The sequence below is a fragment of the Candidatus Zixiibacteriota bacterium genome (assembly GCA_022865345.1).
In the GTDB taxonomy this organism is placed as follows: Bacteria; Zixibacteria; MSB-5A5; order MSB-5A5; family RBG-16-43-9; genus RBG-16-43-9.
Map to the genome: position 1 here is coordinate 17,040 of JALHSU010000097.1, position 20,106 is coordinate 37,145.

A 20,106-nucleotide genomic window follows, 5' to 3' on the forward strand; every position below is an offset into this window, starting at 1 on the left:
TTTTACTATGAGCCAAGACCTCGACAATAAGAAAAAAGTTCTTATAATAGCCTATTACTTTCCCCCTTTAGGAATGGGCGGGGTACAGAGGGTTTCTAAATTCGTCAAGTATCTCCCTTCTTTCGGCTGGGAGCCCGTGATTTTGACGGTAAAGGATATTGATTATTTCTCCCGCGACGATTCGCTTTTAAAAGAATTGCCCGAAAGTGCAAAGATTTACAGAACCGGCTCCTTTGACCCTTTGAGGTTAAGCTACCTTATCAAAAAAATATTCAGAACAAAAACCAGCGACCCTGAAAGGGTCGCACTACGAAATTCACAAAAAGAAAAAACCGAGAGATTCTTCCCCCGCAAGAAGCGGGGTCAGAATGACAGGTTCTTTTTTTCATCCTCGCGTAGCAGAGGCTTTAAGCCTCTGCTAAAGTTTGCAGACCTGTTTCTGTTCCCAGACAACAAAATAGGCTGGCTACCGTTTGCTTTGATAAAAGGAATCAGAATATGCAAAAAAGAAAAGATAAATCTTTTGTTTTCCACCTCTCCTCCTTTGACCTGCCACCTGGTAGCTTTTTTCCTGAAAAAGTTGACCGGCATAAGATGGGTCGCAGATTATCGTGACTCATATATTAGCTACCAGAATGCAAAAAGACCCTTTTCTCTGAAGTACCTGTTGTTGAAAAGTCTGCAAAAATCATTCTTAAGACGAACAGATGGAGTCGTCAGCGTAAACCAGACCATTGCACAGCATCTCAAAGAAACCTATCCTCCCGTAGGGAAAATTGAGGTAATCACCAACGGATATGACCAGGAGGATTTTGAAGTTGAAGTCAAAAAAAACAAAAATATTTTCAGGATAATCTATTTTGGCACTTTCAGCCTTGATTGTCCTGCAGAGCCTTTCCTGAAAGCTTTGAGTAATCTTTTGCATCAGGGGAAAATAAGCCAGGACAAGATTAGATTTATTCACGCTGGCATCTCAATCGGCATGAATATCGAGAAAACGATAGAGGAGTATGGATTAAAAGAGGTCACAGAGTTGAAAGGCTATCTGTCACATATAGAGGGGATTGAAAAACTACTCGAATCTGATCTGGCTTTACTGACTATAAGCCAATCTGTTCCAGTCATAAGCACCGGCAAAATATATGAATATTTTGGTGCTCAAAAGTCAGTTCTGGCAATTGCCCCTCAGGATGGAGAGGCTGCTAAGTTGATGCAGTCTCTTGGCGCAGGGAAAGTAGTATCTCCTGAAAATATCCCGGAGATAGAAGATGCTATCCTGTCCTTCTATCGAGAATTTGAAGCTGGAAGGTTTCTTTTCAAAGCAACTCCTGATATGACAGAAAAGTATGAGAGAAAATATTTGACCTCAAGACTGGCTTGTCTCTTTGACGATATATTGAAAAGAGAATGGATTGTGATTTAGATTAATCGTATGCAACCAAAGTGGCTTGGAATTGGGTACTTGAATAGAAGACATCTTCATGTCATTCTGAGGGAACGAAGTGACCGAAGAATCTCGAGATTCTTCGTCCCCTACGGGGACCCAGAATGACAGGTACCGAGCCTCGAAGGCTTGACTACGCGGATTTAACCTTGCGGGGCTGGGAGCCCCGCCTACGAGAGCAAGAGCCACCTATTCTTCGTAGGTCGGGCACCCTTGCCCGACAGTACCTCTTCAGTCGGGTCAAAGAGAAATGGAAAAGGAATTTATGCCGTCACTCTCAATAATAATCATAACCTGGAACAGCGAAGAGTTTATCGAGAAATGCCTGAAGTCTGTATTTGATACAAGAGGCTCGACAGACTTAGAGGTGATAGTGATTGATAATGCCTCTCAGGACACGACTACGAAAATAATTGAGAAATTCAAGCCTGAGGTCAGGCTGATTTGCAATCAGGCAAATCTGGGCTATGCCAAAGCCAATAATCAGGGAATCGAGGTTTCCAAAGGTGATTATATTCTACTTTTGAATCCGGATGTTGAATTGCAAGAAAATTGCTTGAAACTTATGCTCGATTTCCTGGAAAATCATAAGGATATAGATGGTTTAGCACCTCAGCTTTTGAATCCGGATGGAAGCATTCAGCCATCCTGCAGGGAGTTCCCTGATTTCTCCATACTCCTCTGGGAACTTACAGGTTTAAGTTTACTTTTCCCCAAAAGCAAAAACTTCGGCGGATGGAGAAAGGGATATTTCGATTTTCAATCTCCCAGAGAAGTTGACCAGCCAATGGGCTCCTGCCTTTTTTTGCGTCGAAAAGTTATTCAGAAAATAGGTGCTTTTGATGAACAGTTTCCCATCTTTTTTAATGATGTGGATTTATGTTACAGGATAAAAAAAAGCGGAGGAAAACTGTATTTCCTGCCTGAGGCAAAAGCTTTACATTATAAGGGAGGCTCAACCCGGCAGGCTAAGCCGGAGATGATCCTATCCTCTCATCTGAGTTTTTTTCGATTCCTCTCCAAATACAAAAATGGAGCCCTGAATCGCATTTTGCTCTATCTTTCTGGAATCCTACTTCTTGTGACGGCTCTTCTCAGGATTATCTTTTATGCTTTGAGAAAGGTTTTTTCAAAAAGTTAAGTAATGTCAGGAAATAAAAAGCATATCTTATGCCCAATCTCTGTAGTCTGCCATGAAAAAAGCGCAGGGGCCATTCTAATTCGTTCTTGTCACAAAGGGTGGAATCCCGGGTTAAATCGATTTTGCTTTTAAGCTCTTCCAACTCACTTCCTTCCAGGCTTCTCCCCTGTTCGACCATCTGGTCGATTTTCTTCATTACATCAACTGCCGTTTTTATGCGAGCCTCTATCTCCCTGTAGGTTTTCTCATCCATCAGGTTATGCTTATACTTAACAAAATTCATTTTTGATGCCGCCTCATAGGTGCTGTAAACAATCTGCTCCCGGCTCATCCATTTGGTCTGGTAATTGAGCATATATCTCCAGCTCGGGCTTTCCAGGGCTTTTCTGTGCTCCTCCAGGGAACGGAATAAAAAGGTATACCCGTATTTTTCAGGATTTTCAAAAACCAGACTTCCCGGATCCACAAAAGGAGCTAAGGGAGAGATGTAAGGATATAATCTTTTTTGAGAATTGTACTTTCCTAAAAGATAATCACAGTAATCGATTGTTCCCATAACAGAATCATAGGTCTGCTGAGGTAGCCCTATCATAAAGAAAAGGTCGAATTTCCTGCATCCTGCCTTAAGGGAATTCTCAATCAGCTTCTCCAGTGCGGTATTATCGTAGTTTCTCTGAAAGGAGGACCTGACCAGAGGGTCATGCGATTCTGCTGAGATCTGGATATTGAAATTGGGGATGGCTTGGGCTAACTTGTATATGAACTTTTCAGGAGGCGTATCGAAAAACTCAACCACCACCTGGTTTTTTATCTTTGCCTTTTTCATAAGGTCTAAAGTCCGGTAAGCATAGACTTCACCCGCTTGAAACAGGTCACCCAAAAGAAAGATAGGACCCTTGAAGAAAAAGGCGATCTTCTTCATATCTTTTACGACGAGTTCCGGAGCGCGAAAAGCCGGCTTTTCTCTCAGGCAGAAATTAGAATAAGCAAAAGATGAACCCCCGCAGGAGGTGCAGTTCTGGGTACACCCCTTGCAGGTGAAGATGGCAGTTATCGGGTATCTTCCCCAGCCGTAAAAGGGGAAATATCCTAAGAGGTCTTTATCTCGCAAGACTGACTTGAACAGGTGAGGGTAATCCAACCCATCCCCATCTAAGTTTTCAGGAACAAAGCTCAGGGGGTTAATTTTTACCTCATTGTTATTATCCTTATAGGTAAGATTTGGTATTGAAGCTAACTCGCCTTTTCCTTTTAATGCTTGCATCAGCCTGTAAAGCGGCTCCTCTGCTGAATCGCCCCGGATGACAAAATCCACCTGGGGATAAAGGATAAGCTCCTTGTGAAAATAAGAAGAAGAAAGCCCTCCGAAGATAACTTTGGCTTGGGGATGATATTTTTTCACTAACTTAGCCACTTCCAGCCCGCCTTGAGAATGGGGCAGCCAGTGCAGGTCTATTCCAAAAGCCAAAGCTTTTAAGTTTTTTATCTCGGATTCAGCATCATACTCTGGACTCGAAAGCATTTTGACTGCCAAATTTATAATCCTGACCTTCAATCCTCTCTTGGTGAGATATGAAGACAAGGACACAAAACCCAAAGGGTACATATCGAAAATCGGAGTGGAAGGAATAACGTCGCTTATCGGCCCGAACATAATCGAGCGCTTGCGGAAATCATATAAACTCGGCGGATGCAGTAAGATCAAATCGTACATAATCCTCTCCAAAACTAAAGACCAAACACTAAATTTAGCTTCAGACTCGAAAAAATCAAGGGTTTTATTGGTTGGAGATCAGCTATTGGCAATTCTTCTGGTCATTCTGAGGGAGTCCAAATGGACGACCGAAGAATCTGACTATGGCATGCATAATCCGAGACGATGCAAAAATCGTAGAGGCGGGTTTCAAACCTGCCCCTGCAGTTCTCCCGGTAGGACAGGTTTTCAATCCTACGGTGGCTACGCCAGACGTAGTCTCCGTTTCAGGACCTGTCCAGGACAGACAGGAATGTCTGTCCTACCACGCTCTGGGGTTTCGCAGAGCGATCCCTTTCTGGGTTGCCAAAACAATGTAGGGACATAATCCGCCTGAGGTAGATTCTGTCCCTACGATTAATCCCCTCTCCTTTCTAAGGAGAGGGAAAGGGTGAGGTTCTATCTTAACAAAACCATCTTCTTGGTATCAGTATAGTCCTTAGCTTTCAATTGATAAAAATAAATCCCGCTTGCCACTTCTTCGCCCGAATCATCTTTCCCATTCCAATTGATATTATAATTCCCCGGTAATTTTTCTTCATCCACCAAGGTTTTCACCAACTGCCCCAAAATATTATAGATTTTCAGAGTGGTGTGGAGGGGTCTGCCAAACTCTAAACTCCCAACTTTAAACTGTATTTTTGTGGTAGGGTTAAATGGATTGGGATAGTTCTGTTCCAGAGAAAAATTCTTGGGAATAGAATTTTCAACTATGGACTCCTTCACATCGGTTTTATAATCGAGAAGTTCATATTTGTCATAGGCTTCAATATAACCTATTATTTCACCCTGCTCATTAGTGGCTATAGCCCTTGCGTATAAACTATCTTTAACTATGCCATTTTCCGAAATCCATTGGTAAAATTCCATATCCCACCCGTGCCAAGTAACTTTAATCTTTAAAGTGAGAAAACTACCTGCTGGAACAACTACAAAACTTTCTTCTATCACCTGTCTTTCATCTAACCAGGGATTAGTAGTTGCAATCCAGGACCGACCAACTGATAGAGGAAAAACGAATACTTTTATAGGTGGATCCCAAAATCCCGTGTCAAGTTCTAATCTGCCAAAGGGGAAATTTCTGATTTGAAAAAGGTAATGTCTTAGTTCATCCATTGAGCTGAAGAATTGTTTTCCTAATTTGAAGTTCGTGTTTCGTGTACGTTTCCCCGGCGATTGTACTGAAGTTAGATAGGCAATTCCCAGAAATGCAGTATCAGGGTGAGCATCCCAGACGACTGTCGGAAAGGTATCTCCACTTTCAAAGAGAAGTGAATAGAGTCGATAACACTCCCAACCCTTTACAGTATCAATGTCTTGAAATTCTTCATGCAGGCTGTCAAGAGTAAGATATTCCGTGGTATCTTTGTATAAGGTATCATAAACAACCGAGTAGAATGTTCTGCGATATTCCCTAGAGTTACCTACCTGAGCCGGGAAGCGTTCAATTATAAGGGTATTCTCATCAGCTACGGCTGAGTTGCTAATGCCCCAGCCGATGAAGTAACAGAGAATTGATATCGAAATTAGTAAAAGACTTTTTAAAAGTTGCATCTTTCCTCCTTTTTATGCTTATAAAAAATTCGCAGACATGAACATATACCTTCTTATTGTCTTTTTGATTATCCATAAATATAATAATCAAAACTCAAGAATTGTCAAGTAGTTTTGAAATCAAATGACTGATGTCGAATGGCGAATATCAGATAAAAAAAGGGAAACGAAATTTGGTATACCCACCTTGCCCTCAACAAAAAACCTTTTTCGTAGGGACAGAACACTGTTCTGTCCCTACGGTTCTTTTTTTATTTTTTTATTGACTTTTTATATGGAAAAAATATAAATTGAAACAATTTGTGACAAAAATAACAAACTTTTAAAAAAGGAGTTCCTCTATGGATGAAAGGGTAAGCTCAGGTGGGGCTTATGGCTGGTTCCTGCAGAGGATCACCGGTCTGTTCCTGGCTTTCTTCCTGATCATGCATCTGAAGGTTCTGCATCTTACCTCCCAGTGGCATCTGGATTTCACGGTGATCACTGACCGGCTGCATTCCAGCGGCTGGTGGGGCATTTTTTACATATTTTTTATACCGATTGCGGTTTTCCATGGCTTCAATGGAGCCTGGGGGGTAATTGAAGATTACAGGCCTGCTAAAGGCTCGGGCAAAGGTGTAAAAGCCTTGCTCTGGGTAGTGGGTATCATCCTGTGCATCTTTGGGTACTTTGCAGTCAACGAACTTTTGAGAAAAGGAGCCTGATATGTATAACAAGAAACCCGGAATCATAGGACATTATTTCCATGAGATCAACCGGAACCCTAATACCGGAACCTGGTCCTGGTTTTTGCACCGGATAGCTGGAGTGGTCTTATTTTTATATCTTTTCCCTCATTTCCTGGTTACCGGCTCATATTTTCTGACCGGCTCAACTGAAAAGTTCGACGCCTGGACAAAGGCAGTGCAGACACCCCTGTTCCATTTCCTGGAGATATTACTGATCTCAGCAGTGGCTTTTCATCTTTTGAACGGGTTGAGCATAACCATTGCGGATTTTTTCCTTATGACCCGAAAGCATAAAGCTATTCAGTGGGTATCCATAATCATCTTCATTGCGGTTATGGTTTTGACTGTGGTTATGTTCGTTCCCAGGGTTCTGGCAAAATAGAAAAGGAGAATAATAATGATATTTCACGAAATATTGATAGTTGGAGGGGGGTTAGCCGGGATGAGAGCCGCAATCGAAGTTGCCAAGAAGGTCAAGGACGTGGCTATTGTCTCCAGGGTTCATCCGATGAGGTCACATTCAGGTGAGGCTCAGGGAGGGATCAATGCGGCTTTAGCCAACGTGGAAGCTGGCAAGGATGATAATATTGACAAGCATGCCTTTGATACGGTCAAAGGGAGCGATTTTCTGGCTGACCAGGATGCTTCCGAGTATCTGACCTATCAGGGACCTGAGACTATCTTTGAGATGGAGCACTGGGGATGTCCTTTCAGTAGAACCCCGGAAGGAAAGATAGCTCAGAGACCTTTTGGTGGCGCTGGTTATCCACGAACCTGTTATGCGACTGACAAGACCGGTTTATATCTTTTGCAAACTTTATTTGAACAGGCAATAAAGGCAAACATCAAAGTTTACGAGGAATGGGTCGTATTTGCCTTAGGTTCTGAAAACGGCACCTGTTATGGGGTCATCGCGTATGACCCGAATTCGGGAGAATTAGTCCCTATGGGTGCTAATGCGGTTATTTTCGGAACCGGAGGAATCGGAAGAATCTATGTTAACACTACTAATGCTTTGACCAATACCGGGCTGGCAATGGGTGCGCCTTTCTGGGCTGGTGTCCCTTTAAAAGATATGGAATTTGTCCAATTTCATCCCACCAGTTTAGCCCGCTCACATATTCTGATGACCGAAGGTTGCAGAGGCGAAGGTGGTTATCTGCTCAACAACAAGGGCGAAAGGTTCATGAAAAACTATGTCTCGGAAAAGGTGATGGAGTTAGGTCCAAGGGACATAGTTGCCAGATCAATCCAGACTGAGATCAACGAGGGCAGGGGATTCCCTGACGGCTCGATTCATCTGGATTTAAGGCACTTGGGTGCAGCTAAGATTATGGAAAGGCTTCCTGGAATAAGGGATATCTGCTTGAGCTTTATCGGAATAGACCCGATCTATGAGCCGATACCGATAACCCCTGGGACCCACTACAGCATGGGAGGAGTAGATACGGATATCGATGGTGCAACCAGAATGAAAGGGTTATATGCGGCTGGGGAATGCGCTTGTGTCAGCATGCATGGTGCTAACCGCCTGGGCGGAAATTCACTGCTGGATACTATAGTTTACGGTGCCAGAGCTGGGAAAAAGGCTTCAGAATACGTGAAGGATAAGGAAAAAGGTCCAAAGACAAAAACCCTGGAAGAGGCTTTGAAAAAAGAGGAAAGCAAGATCGCCCAGTGGAAAAAAGGGACCGGTGAAGGGAACCCCTACAAGATAAAAAATGAGCTCTCTGAGGTGATGGTGGAAGGTTTTGGTATCTTCAGAAATGAGCAGGCAATGGCTAAGGGATTGGGCAAGATCAAAGAGTTGAAGGAAAAATCAAGAAAGCTCAGGCCCGCGTTTAACGGAAAAAGGTATAACTACGATATCATCGGGTTTTATGACATGAAGGGAAATTTAGACGTGGCTGAGGCGATTGCCACTGGCGCTTTGGCCCGCAAAGAGAGCCGGGGCTCCCATTTCAGAATCGATTTCAAGACCAGGGATGACCAGAACTGGCTCAAGCATACTTTAGCCTATTTCACCGAGACCGGGCCCAGATTGGATTATTCCCCGGTCAAGATAACCAAGTATAAACCAGAAGAGAGGAAATACTAATATGGTAGAATTCAATATCTTCAGGTATGACCCGGATAAAGGCGGTGAGCCTTATTTTCAGAAATACCAGTTTGAGCCGGAAAAAGGGATGACCATCCTGGAGGGTCTTATCTATATAAACGAAAATCTTGACCCGTCAGTGGCTTATCGCGCCTCCTGCCGAGAGGCAGTCTGCGGCTCCTGTGCGATGCATATAAATGATATGTATCGCTTAGCGTGCAAGACTCAGATCTCGGTGATGGGCTCCAAGATTACTTTAAGGCCATTGTCCCATCTCCCGATTCTGAAAGACTTAGTTGTGGATTTGAATCCTTTTTTTGATCACTTCAAAGAGATCAAGCCATATTTTATTCCTAAGGAGACTCCGCCCCAGAAGGAGTATATCCAGACCATTGCGCAGAGGAAAAAGATCGATGCCTGGCTGGATTGTATCTTATGCGGTGCCTGTTATGGCTCCTGCCCTGTCGCGGGGAAGGACGAAAACTATTTGGGACCTCATGCCCTGCTTAAGGCCTTGAGATTTGTGGACGATTCCAGGGACGGTGGCGCAAAAGAAAGGATTGCCATAGTTGCCAGGGACAACGGAATCTTCAGATGCCATACGGTGTTCAACTGTCAGAAGGTCTGCCCCAAGGATTTAGACCCAAGCGGCGCCATCGCCAGGTTGAAGATGAAGACCGTGTTTAAAAAGTATTAAAGAAGATTCGTTCCTGTGGCCGTTGGGTCCCCCGACCCAACGGTCAATTATAGACTGTTACCGATAACCCCGCCTTGAGGGCAAGGCGGTTATACCGATAAGAATTGAAGAGGAATTTGAAGATGGCCGACCTGACCATAGAGATCCGGGCCCGCGGGCCAAACGAGACGCAGTACATCAACTTGGGCAACCAGCTTAAGGACGAGCTTGCGAAACAAGGCATTACGGTTCAGGTACCTATTCTCTTCTCTGAACCACTCACGACCACCGTGCTCGTCGCGATCGGAGCCGGAATTAGCGTACACATCCTGTCCAAGGTGATCGATCGTCTCCTTGGTCTCCGGGCGAAGGAAACAGGAAATAAGACGGAGATATCAGTGCATGTCGAGATCAGGAACAAAACCTACCTTCTTCCCGAAGATCAAGACAGATTGTTGGAGGAATACTCTGAGGAATAAACCTTCAACCGCTGGCTTCAGAGTTAGTAGGTTAGGAGCACAGAACTCCTGACCTACTGATGCTGTTCCTACAAAAAATGGGAATACTCACATTGCCCACAAGGTGGGGATTACCTGTTTCTACATTTTCCTATACATCGGCATTAGGAAATGCCGATGCCAACAGACTAAAGAGCTTCGGCAATTCCTATTGCTGAAGCATCAAAAGAGATACAACTTATAGTATCTTCTCAATAACTGGGGGGACAGTTGCCCGTAGCCTCGGTTTTCACGAGTGAAAGAGGCTGTGCAGAGTTAGTTTCCCGCGAATTATTGAGAAGATACAGATCATAGGAGATTGTTAAGGACATGATCGCATACTTCATCTTGGTGCATCGGTATCCCGGCCAGTTCAAAAGACTCTTTAGGGCAATTTTCCATCCCGCCAACTACTACTTGGTACATGTGGACAAGAGGTCAGGCCTTGGATTACAGACGGAGATACAAGATTTCTTGTCAAGCTTTGCCAACAACGCATCCTTGCTGAAAAGCCAAAGCATTCTTTGGGGGGGATACAGCATGGTAGATGCTGAATTGCGAGGCATCGAGGAGTTATTGAAGATCAGCTCGGAATGGGAATTTTTCATAAACCTTAGCGCACAGGATTTCCCCCTCAAGTCGCAGACGCACATCCAAGACTTCCTTAGCCGCAATATAGGAAAGGATTTCATCAAGGTGGCTAACCAGAGAAAGATACGCCCTGATACACTATCTCGAATCGAGAACTACTGTATCGAGTTTAGCAAGAGGATACTACGCACTCCTATCAAGCGACCGTATCTTCGAGGCGTGACTCCTTATATCGGAAATCAGTGGATGATCTTGAGCCGGAAGTTCTGTGAATATATGTGCTACAGCCCTGAGGTCAAAAGGTTCAAGAGATTCTATCGGCACACCTTTATACCTGATGAAGGATTCTTTCAGACGGTAATAATGAATACTAACTACGAGGCAACTATCGTGAACGACGATAAAAGGACAATTGTGTGGGTGCCGGCAGGTACAATAAAGTTACGTCCGAGAGACTTCACATCCAAAGACTCCGAATTCTTGCTGGCAAGTCAAGGCTTGTTTGCCCGCAAATTCGACGGAACCGTTGATGCAGGAATCTTGAGTATATTAGAGTCGAATCTACGTAGTAGTAGGTCAGGAGCACGGGGCTTCTGACCTACTATTTTGTATTTCAGCTAATTGTTACGAGTTACCCGCAACAAGTTTTATCCCTAAGCTCTCTGGTATTTTTTTACTCCTTCCTGATAAAGGTTACCTCCGTGACAATCCTGAACCACGATTGCGGGAAAATCTTTTACCTTGTACTTGCGAATCGCCTCAGCCCCTAACTCTTCCCAGGCAACCAGATCATTGGAAATGACAGATTTGGCAATCAGAGCTGCAGCACCGCCTACTGCGGCAAAATAGACCCCTTTATATTTTTTCAGAGCCTCTGATACAGCAGCCCCCATCTCTCCCTTGCCGATCATCCCTTTTGAGCCGGCCTGGAGAATTCTGGGAGCATATTTGTTCATCCTGCCAGAGGTTGTTGGTCCGGCAGAGCCGATGACCTTACCTGGCCGGGCAGGGGAAGGTCCGACATAGTAAATCAATTGTCCTTTGAGATCGAAGGGCAACTTCTCGCCCCGGTCTAACATCTCCACCATTCTCTTATGAGCAGCATCCCTGGCTGTATACAGTTCACCGGTGATCAAAACATTATCTCCCGCATTTAAACTCTCGACCACCTGGTCAGTCAGAGGGGTAGTGATTCTTTTAGGTTCCGGCATTTTTTACCTCCAGTTTTTATCATTTTATTTTTTAGATAACAGCCTCTTTATGTCTTGCTGCATGACACTGGATATTGACCGCGGCTGGGAAAGAGGCTATGTGGCAGGGATAGGTCTCTACGTGAACGTCCAGAGCAGTCACTCTCCCCCCAAAACCCTGAGGGCCTATCCCTAACTTGTTTACCTTCTCCAGTAATTCCTCTTCTAATTTGGCATAAAAAGGATTCGGATTCCTTTCACCCACTTCCCTCAATAGGGCTCTTTTAGCCATCTCAGCGCATTTCTCGAAGGTCCCGCCGATTCCCACTCCGACGATTATCGGCGGGCAGGGATTGGAGCCTGATCTTCTGACCATATCGATGACGAACTCCTTTACCCCCTCTACACCATCCGAGGGTTTCATCATCTTGACTTCGGACATATTCTCGCTTCCGCCGCCCTTGGGAGCAACTGTTATCTTCAGCTTATCACCCTTGACCACGTTCATATGTATGACCGCAGGGGTGTTATCTCCGGTGTTCTTTCTTTCAATGGGGTCTCCTAAAATGGATTTCCTCAAATATCCTTCCTTATATCCCTGCCTGACCCCTTCATTGATTGCGTCAAACAGGTTACCATCCTTGACAAATACCTGATCCCCCATATCCACGAAGACCACTGCAAACCCGGTATCCTGGCACAAGGGGAATTCCCCCTGCTTGGCTATCTGCACGTTCTCTATAATCTGGTTTAAAGTCTCCTTTGAAGTCGGGGACTCCTCTTTCTGGTATGCTTCCTTCAAAGCCTTCTCCACATCTTCGCCTAAATTGTAGTTGGCATCAATGCAGAGATCTTTAACCTTACTTATGATGTCCTTTACTGAGATCTCTCTCATAAATCCTCCTTTTCCGCCTGAGGCGGGGACTATTTGGTTAACTCTAATATCCCATCGATTAAATTATTCAAACCTTCGCCAAGGTCAGTAATGTTTGCCTTTATCTGGGAGCCAGGCGTAGTTACCAGCCGGTTCTCAGAATCTATTATCGCTTCAGAAGCCTTGGTTATCACGTGATTGACCCCCATTTTCTCAAGCTGGCTGGATAGTTCCGGGTCGTTACCTGAAGTTAAGGTCAGGGGAGAATCAACTAGGTCCTTCAAACAGGAAGCGAGCACCACAGAAGCCACTCCACATGCGGCAATCGGCTTTTTACGCCGGTAAATCTCCCGGATGAATTTTTTCAATTCTGGATCGACTTTTAAGATTGGATTTTTCTCCTCCGATTGGGTAAAATTCTTCAGTATCCCTTCACCGCCTGTCAGTATCAAGGCAGAAAGGGTATCCGAGCCGGTTTCTTTTAGCTCTTTCAGATTTCCACGAACCAGCATAGCAGTCTTTGAAAAGAAGTCTTGATGGGGCAAAGAGGTCTTCTCACTGCTTGAGTTTTTCTGGGAATTAATGGGCGGAGAAGAAAAGAAAACAGTTTTTATCTTTCTTTGTTCCAGAAAATAATACAGCAGCACCGCCTCCCAGATGTCAGTGCCATCCTGATAGCCGCAGCCGCTCAAAAAGATGCCGATCGGTTTCATCGAAGGAAAAGTTAAAATTTTAAAGAGCAGTTTTTTCTCTGGTAACCCGGACTCTATACGGGCGACCACGCGGGTCGCCCCTACGTGATGCTCTCTGTTGGTCTCCTGACCAACAGAAACCTGTTTTTTCTGTAAGGCAAACCTTTAGGTTTGCGTCTTTTCTTTGCTCCGCCTTCAGCGGAGCCCTACGAAATATAAACCAAACCTTGTGAAATATTTATCAAGAAAGGACAAAAATTTTAAGCGTAAACGCTAACTGTTTTCCTCTCCCTTCCCTTATTCTCGAATTTAACCAGCCCTGTAATCCTGGCAAAAAGAGTATCATCCTTACCCATACCCACATTTAGTCCCGGATGGATTTTAGTCCCTCTCTGCCGGACTAAAATAGAGCCAGCCAAGACCTTTTCTCCAGAGAATTTTTTAACACCTAATCTCTGACCATGTGAATCCCTTCCGTTTCTGGAACTACCTACACCTTTCTTATGCGCCATTACAAAAACCTCCTTCTTAAGCTAAAAGAACTCAATAACATCTGTGCATAACCCGTTTTGCAGGGCTGTCCCGCATACTGCGGGATGCCTATGTAAGCACAGCGAATTAGTCTCTCGTAGGTCTGGCACCCATGCCCGACCAAAATGCTCTACTTTTTCAGAGACCTTAAAAATTCAAAACATATCAAAATTTAAACCCAATTCTCTAATACGGAGACTTGGGTTCAAAAGTTAATAAACTTTTCCCTTTTTGGCAAGGGAAATCTGGTTAAGATTTCAGAGATTTCCTGATCTCCCCTTCTTCCCTGACTTTCATACTGAAGCTGAGACTATCATCTCCTCCCCGGTCTACAGCCACCTGACAGTCTCTCTTGAACTGCCCTTTCAGGATTTCTTCAGCCAGCGGATCTTCTAAATATTTCTGAATTGCCCGCTTTAAGGGTCTGGCTCCAAAGGTTGGATTATAACCTTTTTCCGCTAAGAACACTTTAGCTTTATCAGTCAGCTCAAAGGAAATACTCTTTTCAGACAGGCGCTTTGACACGTCCTTAAGAAGTATCTCAATTATCTGCATTATCTCTTCCATACCCAAGGGCTTGAAGATAATCACCTCATCGATCCGGTTTAAAAGCTCGGGGTTGAAAGTCCTCTTGAGCTCATCGGTGATCTTATGTTTCATCTGTTCGAAACTGGAGACTAAATCATCCTTCTGAAATCCCATGGCTTTCCCGGATTTTATCTCCCTGGTCCCCATATTGGAGGTCATAATAATCACGGTGTTCTTGAAATCAACCCTTCTGCCGAAGCTGTCAGTTAAAGCCCCATCGTCTAACATCTGTAAAAGTATGTTGAAAACCTCTGGATGGGCTTTTTCGATCTCGTCTAAGAGCACGACCGAATATGGCTTTCTTCTTACCTTTTCAGTAAGCTGTCCGCCCTCCTCATAACCCACATATCCCGGAGGCGCACCTATCAAACGGGAGATTGAGAATTTCTCCATATATTCAGACATATCTATCCGGACTAAAGACTCCTCATCCTCGAACAGGAATGCAGCTAAGCATCGAGCCAGCTCAGTTTTTCCTACTCCGGTCGGACCTAAGAAGATGAAGGAACCAATGGGTCTTCTGGGGTCTCCCAATCCTGCTCTTGACCGGCGAATGGCCTTAGTAATGGCAGCAACTGCCTCATCCTGCCCAACCAGACGTTTCTTGATCTCCTCTTCCATCCGCAAGAGCTTCTTTGATTCTTTCTCCTCTAATCTGAAAACCGGGATGCCGGTCATCTTTGAGACCACCTGGGCAATATACTCAGCTGTTAAAATGACCACCTCTTTGCTTTTCTCCTCTTCCCATTTTCTTTTGAGCGATTCGAGCTCTTCCTTTTTGAACTTCAGCTCATCCCTTAGTTGGGCAGCCCTCTCAAACTCCTGATTTTTGACTGCCAAGTCCTTGTCCTTCTGGAGTTGCAAAATCCCCTGCTCTAATTCTCCGAACTCCGGGGGCTTGGTATAAGTGGAAAGATGAGCTCGCGACCCTGCCTCGTCGATAACATCCAGGGCTTTATCCGGCTGAAACTTGCCGGATATGTACCTATCAGAAAGCTTGACCGCAGCCTCAATTGCCTCATCATTTATCTTTATCTTATGATGCTCTTCATACTTCTGCCTTAACCCCTGCAGGATTTTGATGGTATCCTGGGTGCTTGGTGGATCAACCATCACTATCTGGAACCTTCTTTCCAAGGCACCATCTTTCTCGATATATTTTCGGTATTCGTTGAGAGTGGTTGCTCCGATGCACTGGATCTCACCCCGGGATAAGGTTGGCTTGAATATGTTGGAAGCATCTAAAGACCCCTCAGCTCCACCTGCTCCCACGATGGTGTGAAGCTCATCGATGAAGATGATGACGTCTTTGGAGTTGATGATCTCGTTCATCACCGCTTTCATCCGCTCCTCAAACTGGCCCCTGTATTTCGTTCCGGCGACTAAAGAAGCCATATCCAGGGTCACAATCCTTTTATTCTCTAAGGTTTGAGGTACTTTTCCTTCTACGATTTTCTCGGCTAAACCTTCAGCAATTGCGGTCTTACCGACTCCTGGCTCCCCGATTAAAACCGGATTATTCTTCTTTCTCCGAGAAAGTATCTGGGAGACCCTTTCGATTTCGTTTTCCCTCCCGATTATCGGGTCTAATTTCCCCTTACGAGCAAATTCTGTCAAGTCTCTTCCAAAATGGTCCAAAGCCGGGGTCTTGCTCTTTTTCCTTTTCCTTCCGTAGGAGGAAGGTTTCCCCTGCTGGATATTTTTTAGTTCTTCATAAGCTTCTTTGTAATCGATATCATACATCGATAGAACCTGAGCCGCTACACCTTCCTCATCCCTCAAAAGTGCTAAAAGGATGTGCTCGGTATCTATCTCTTTGGCTTTCAAAGCCCTGGCTTCTTGGCTTGAAACCTCTAAGGTCTTCTTAGCTCTTGCAGTCAAAGGAAGTTGGCCCATAGTCAAAGTCCCGCCTGAAGGTTGCACCACATCCTCTATCGACTGCTTGAGTTCTGATAAATCTATCCCTATGTTGGTAAGGATTTCAATAGCTCTCCCCTCCCCTAACCTTGTCAAGCCTAAGAGGAGATGTTCGGTTCCAATATAATCATGTCTGAGCCTGGAGGCTTCGTCTCTGGCGTACTCGATTACCTTCCTGGCTTTTTCTGAGAACATCTCGTTCATAAATTATCTCCGTCTATTTTAGATACGTCATCTATATTCAATTTAAGAGAACGAACGGAAAAGTCAAATCATTTTCAAGTCGTTCCCTTTAATTTTTCTCTGATCAGCTCTGCCCGTTGAATGTCCCTCTGGTTTGGATCCATTTCCCGGTTAAAATACTTCTGCAGGTGAGCTGGAAAAGAGATGAGCAGAATCTGATTTATGGTGCTTAAAGAAACTTCAGAAATGGTTCCCATCCCCAACCCCAGTCTTATGGCAGATAAAAGATTGGTCACCTCGGTTGAGGTTATCACCCGGGCATTCTGTAAAATACCATAAGCCCTCCAGATCTTATCTTCGATCTGCTCTCTGGCATCCCGGAACAAGGTACTTCGGGCATTGTTTTCATATTCAATGATCTGTAAAGTGACTTTCTCCAGGCTTTCGATTAAATCCTCTTCAGATTTTCCTAAAGTCGTCTGGTTGGAGATCTGAAACAGGTTACCTAAAACGTCTGATCCTTCTCCATAAAACCCCCTTACAGTTAAACCTAATTTGGTCACCTGGGAGATGACGTTTTCTATCTCCTTGGTCAAAACCAGTCCTGGAAGATGGATTAAGACCGAAGCTCTCATCCCGGTTCCTACGTTGGTCGGACAAGAAGTTAAATAGCCAAAATCAGGGTCGAAATCGAATTCCAGAGAACTGGATAATTCGTTGTCAACCTTATCTGCCAGCTCAAATGCGCTTTTTATCTCCAGCCCGGACTTGAGGGCTTGAATCCGGAGGTGGTCCTCCTCGTTTATCATCAGGCTGATCTTTTCTTCTTCACCGATATACAGGGCTTTGGAACCTCCGTCCTTCATAAACTCCGGGCTTACCAAATGTCTTTCTATGAGAAAATCTTTATCTAAAGGAGAAAGCTCAGAAGAGGAATAGAATTGTCCGGACCCAAACCTGGAGTTCTTTTGTAAGGCACCCTGAACATAAGAGATGACCTTCTCCCTTTCATCTGACCGGGCAACTGAGGGAAAAGAAATTGTAGAGATATTGCGGGCTAATCTTACCCGGCTGGACAAAACTATCTCCGAATTTTCTCCTTCACCGCTTAGCCAAGCTGCAGGTTTTTTTACCAAATCGTCGAACATTTCTACTTTTTCTCCTGTAGATTTTTTATCTTATCCCGGATCGATGCAGCCATTTCGAAGTCCTCTTCATCTATGGCTTTTTTCAGTTCCTCCTGAAGCTTTCTTTCCTCTTTCAGGTATTCCATCTGCACTCCGGGCAGGTTGGGTATTTTGCCCCGATGACGATCTGAGCCATGGATTTTCCTCAGAAGGTCTTTAAGCTGGGTTCGGAAAGTCTTATAACAGCTTCCGCATCCTAATCTTCCGCGCTGGGCAAATTGAGAGAGAGTCATCCCGCAGTTAGGGCATTTGGGTTCTTTCTCTGTCCTGGGGACACCTTTTTTACCCGCACTTGAACCAGATGGCCCGGGTAATATCATGCCGGACAGAAACTCAGCTAAAGGAAAAGGAACCCCTGCAAAAGGACTGCTAAAACCCCTTTTCTCCGCACATTTCTGACACAGGTTCAAGGTCATCTTCTGATTATCGATGATCTGGGTTATCTGAATAGTAGCTTCTTTCTTCTTGCAATCATCGCAAAGCATTTCTTCCTCTTAACGCACTTTAGAGTTTTGTCTGCTCGAGTTGCCCATCTTTCAATTTAAATATACGATTGGCTCTTTGAGCTAATTCAAGGTTATGCGTTGCCAGCACGAAAGTCTGGTTTCTGCTGCGGTTTAGCTCAAGGATCAGATTATGCAGGCTTTCGGCTGTATTCCGGTCTAAATTACCTGAAGGCTCATCCGCAATCACTATCTTGGGGTCGTTGATCAAGGCTCTGGCAACTGCTACCCTTTGCTGTTCACCCCCGGACAACTCTCCGGGCTTATGATCTTTCCTATCTTTAAGACCGACTTCATCAAGTAACTCCATTGCTTTGTTCTCGATACTCTTTATTCCTTCCCCAGCAATAAGTTTAGGCATCATAACGTTTTCTAAAGCTGAGAACTCAGGCATAAGGTGATGGAACTGGAAAACAAATCCCACGGTTCTGTTCCTCAGATGAGCTAACTCTTTATCGTTCAATGAGAAAACCTCTACAGTGTCAAGATTGACTGAACCTTTGTCTGGTCGATCTAAAACCCCTAAAATGTGTAACAGGGTGCTTTTTCCTGATCCTGAAGGACCGATTAACGCAACTATCTCTCCCTGATAGATTTCCAGGTCCACACCCTTTAATACGTCCAGAATAACCGTACCTGTTTGGAAACTCCGAAAAACCCCCTTAGCCTCTAAGACCGCATCTTTACCTGTCAATTCTTATTCCCTATATATCTATTTTCGCCAGTTTTCTGAATATATTTAATTTATTTATAGAGTGCATAAGTGTCTGCTCGCCGAGGATGTTATCATCCTCGACATCTTCCTCCCTTGTGGATGATAACAGCCACAAGGAGCTTGGATTTTTTCCCTTGAACTCTTGAACCTTTGAACCCTTAAACCTTTTTTTATTCATATCTAATCGCCTCAACCGGCAACATCTGCGAAGCTCTGTAAGCCGGATAAATCGTCGCTAAAAAGGTTATGCCTACTGCAGCTAAAGCCACTATCAGAAAATCGAAAAGCCGCATATCTATCGGCAGGGTCGAGATGAAATATATCTCCGGCGGCAGCGAGATCGGTTTGAAAGTCTTTTGAATCCAGCACAAAAGAAACCCCAGAACACATCCCAGAATTGTGCCAACGACCCCCGAGACCAGCCCTTCGAACAGGAAGATCCTCATGATCGAGGCTGAGGTTGCTCCCATCGATTTCAAAATGCCGATCTCTTTTCTTTTCTCTATTACGATCATTATCAGAGTGCTGATGATATTAAATGCAGCCACAGCTACAATCAGGCTTAAGACTATGAACATAGCATATTTTTCCAGAGCCATCCAGGAGAAAAGATTTTTGTGCAGGTGCATCCAATCAGTTGCATAAAAGCTCGGACCCAATTTTGAATCAAACTCTTTTGCCACCTTTTCCGCTTTATAGAAGTTGGAGATTTTTACCTGCAGTCCGGTCACTGAGCTTCCCGAACTCAAAATTTTCTGTGCAGACCCGAGGGAAACATAAGCCAGGTTGGAATCATATTCATACATTCCGGTCTCAAAAATCCCCACCACTTTGAACTTGGTTGCCTTAGGAGAAAGGAAACCTGCAGAAACGGTTTCCCGGTTTATGGAAAAAAGTATGACCTCATCCCCGATCTTCACCCTTAACCTATCAGCTAAGGTTCCACCCAACACGATGCCAGGTAACTCGCCTTCTTTCTCTTTTAAATCAAAAGACCCGGCAATTAAGTCATTCTCGATCTCAGTAACGTTTCTTTCCTGTTCCGGGTCAATGCCCCGGATGACAATCCCGTCCGAGCTTTCCTTTGAAGCTATGGCAGCTTTAAAGTAGATGAAAGGTGCTACTCCCATAACCTGTGGATTCGATTTGATTGAAGGCACAAGCTTCTGGTAGTCTTGAATCCCCTCTTCTTCAGAAGAAAGCACAGTCACATGCGCAGTGGTACCGATAATGCGAGAGCGGAC

Annotated in this window: 21 protein-coding genes; 9 read left to right on the forward strand and 12 right to left on the reverse strand. The window is 44.5% G+C overall.

The annotated features are described in order from the left end of the window. Window positions 1-7: 7 nt before the first annotated feature. Window positions 8-1,423 (forward strand): glycosyltransferase, encoded by a 1,416-nt coding sequence (locus tag MUP17_04495; GenBank protein ID MCJ7458232.1) that lies wholly within the window; start codon window positions 8-10, stop codon window positions 1,421-1,423. A 286-nt stretch (window positions 1,424-1,709) separates the two neighbouring features. Continuing rightward, entirely contained in the window at window positions 1,710-2,585 is an 876-nt protein-coding gene (locus tag MUP17_04500) for a glycosyltransferase family 2 protein (protein MCJ7458233.1), read from the forward strand. On the opposite strand, the gene MUP17_04505 is transcribed toward MUP17_04500, so the two are convergent. Beyond that, entirely contained in the window at window positions 2,545-4,299 is a 1,755-nt protein-coding gene (locus tag MUP17_04505) for a TIGR04190 family B12-binding domain/radical SAM domain protein (protein ID MCJ7458234.1), read from the reverse strand. The two genes, MUP17_04500 and MUP17_04505, sit on opposite strands and share 41 nt — an antisense overlap. A gap of 143 nt (window positions 4,300-4,442) precedes the next feature. Between MUP17_04505 and MUP17_04510 the strand changes: the two genes are divergently transcribed. Continuing rightward, window positions 4,443-4,658, forward strand: coding sequence for a hypothetical protein (locus MUP17_04510; protein MCJ7458235.1), 216 nt, complete (start codon window positions 4,443-4,445; stop codon window positions 4,656-4,658). Between the two features lie 79 nt (window positions 4,659-4,737). On the opposite strand, the gene MUP17_04515 is transcribed toward MUP17_04510, so the two are convergent. Further along, on the reverse strand, window positions 4,738-5,892 hold the full coding sequence (locus MUP17_04515) for a T9SS type A sorting domain-containing protein (protein ID MCJ7458236.1): 1,155 nt from the start codon (window positions 5,890-5,892) through the stop codon (window positions 4,738-4,740). Between the two features lie 341 nt (window positions 5,893-6,233). Here MUP17_04515 and MUP17_04520 point away from each other — a divergent pair, with 341 nt between their 5' ends. From MUP17_04520 to MUP17_04545, 6 genes are all read left to right on the forward strand, one after another. Next, window positions 6,234-6,596 carry a hypothetical protein gene (locus MUP17_04520; GenBank protein ID MCJ7458237.1) on the forward strand — a complete coding sequence of 121 codons (363 nt, stop codon included), beginning with the start codon at window positions 6,234-6,236 and terminating at the stop codon, window positions 6,594-6,596. 1 nt (window position 6,597) lies between these two features. After that, window positions 6,598-7,002, forward strand: coding sequence for a succinate dehydrogenase, cytochrome b556 subunit (gene sdhC / locus MUP17_04525; protein MCJ7458238.1), 405 nt, complete (start codon window positions 6,598-6,600; stop codon window positions 7,000-7,002). A 15-nt stretch (window positions 7,003-7,017) separates the two neighbouring features. Next, entirely contained in the window at window positions 7,018-8,718 is a 1,701-nt protein-coding gene (locus tag MUP17_04530) for an FAD-binding protein (GenBank protein ID MCJ7458239.1), read from the forward strand. A gap of 1 nt (window position 8,719) precedes the next feature. Next, the gene (locus MUP17_04535; protein MCJ7458240.1) at window positions 8,720-9,415 is read left to right on the forward strand and encodes a succinate dehydrogenase iron-sulfur subunit; all 696 of its coding nucleotides are present in this window, start codon (window positions 8,720-8,722) and stop codon (window positions 9,413-9,415) included. 122 nt (window positions 9,416-9,537) lie between these two features. Continuing rightward, window positions 9,538-9,873 (forward strand): hypothetical protein, encoded by a 336-nt coding sequence (locus MUP17_04540; protein ID MCJ7458241.1) that lies wholly within the window; start codon window positions 9,538-9,540, stop codon window positions 9,871-9,873. Between the two features lie 348 nt (window positions 9,874-10,221). After that, entirely contained in the window at window positions 10,222-11,079 is an 858-nt protein-coding gene (locus MUP17_04545; protein ID MCJ7458242.1) for a beta-1,6-N-acetylglucosaminyltransferase, read from the forward strand. A 56-nt stretch (window positions 11,080-11,135) separates the two neighbouring features. On the opposite strand, the gene MUP17_04550 is transcribed toward MUP17_04545, so the two are convergent. The 10 genes from MUP17_04550 to MUP17_04595 all read right to left on the reverse strand — a co-directional run. Continuing rightward, complete coding sequence (locus tag MUP17_04550; GenBank protein MCJ7458243.1) at window positions 11,136-11,693, reverse strand: Fe-S-containing hydro-lyase; 558 nt, start codon at window positions 11,691-11,693, stop codon at window positions 11,136-11,138. Window positions 11,694-11,724: 31 nt separating this feature from the next. Next, window positions 11,725-12,567, reverse strand: coding sequence for a fumarate hydratase (locus MUP17_04555; GenBank protein ID MCJ7458244.1), 843 nt, complete (start codon window positions 12,565-12,567; stop codon window positions 11,725-11,727). Window positions 12,568-12,596: 29 nt separating this feature from the next. Beyond that, window positions 12,597-13,328, reverse strand: coding sequence for a hypothetical protein (locus MUP17_04560; GenBank protein ID MCJ7458245.1), 732 nt, complete (start codon window positions 13,326-13,328; stop codon window positions 12,597-12,599). Between the two features lie 170 nt (window positions 13,329-13,498). Beyond that, a complete protein-coding gene (gene rpmA / locus MUP17_04565; GenBank protein MCJ7458246.1) occupies window positions 13,499-13,750 on the reverse strand; it encodes a 50S ribosomal protein L27 in 252 nt (83 codons plus the stop codon). Between the two features lie 268 nt (window positions 13,751-14,018). After that, a complete protein-coding gene (locus MUP17_04570) occupies window positions 14,019-16,478 on the reverse strand; it encodes an ATP-dependent Clp protease ATP-binding subunit (protein MCJ7458247.1) in 2,460 nt (819 codons plus the stop codon). 74 nt (window positions 16,479-16,552) lie between these two features. After that, window positions 16,553-17,605: a protein arginine kinase gene (locus MUP17_04575; protein ID MCJ7458248.1), complete on the reverse strand. Its 1,053-nt coding sequence runs from the start codon at window positions 17,603-17,605 to the stop codon at window positions 16,553-16,555. 2 nt (window positions 17,606-17,607) lie between these two features. Then, a complete protein-coding gene (locus MUP17_04580; protein ID MCJ7458249.1) occupies window positions 17,608-18,129 on the reverse strand; it encodes a UvrB/UvrC motif-containing protein in 522 nt (173 codons plus the stop codon). 19 nt (window positions 18,130-18,148) lie between these two features. Next, entirely contained in the window at window positions 18,149-18,841 is a 693-nt protein-coding gene (locus MUP17_04585; protein MCJ7458250.1) for an ABC transporter ATP-binding protein, read from the reverse strand. Between the two features lie 10 nt (window positions 18,842-18,851). Continuing rightward, on the reverse strand, window positions 18,852-19,040 hold the full coding sequence (locus tag MUP17_04590) for a hypothetical protein (GenBank protein MCJ7458251.1): 189 nt from the start codon (window positions 19,038-19,040) through the stop codon (window positions 18,852-18,854). Beyond that, window positions 19,033-20,106: FtsX-like permease family protein (locus tag MUP17_04595; GenBank protein ID MCJ7458252.1), on the reverse strand; the 1,074-nt coding region annotated here is incomplete at its 5' end. The genes MUP17_04590 and MUP17_04595, both read right to left, overlap by 8 nt.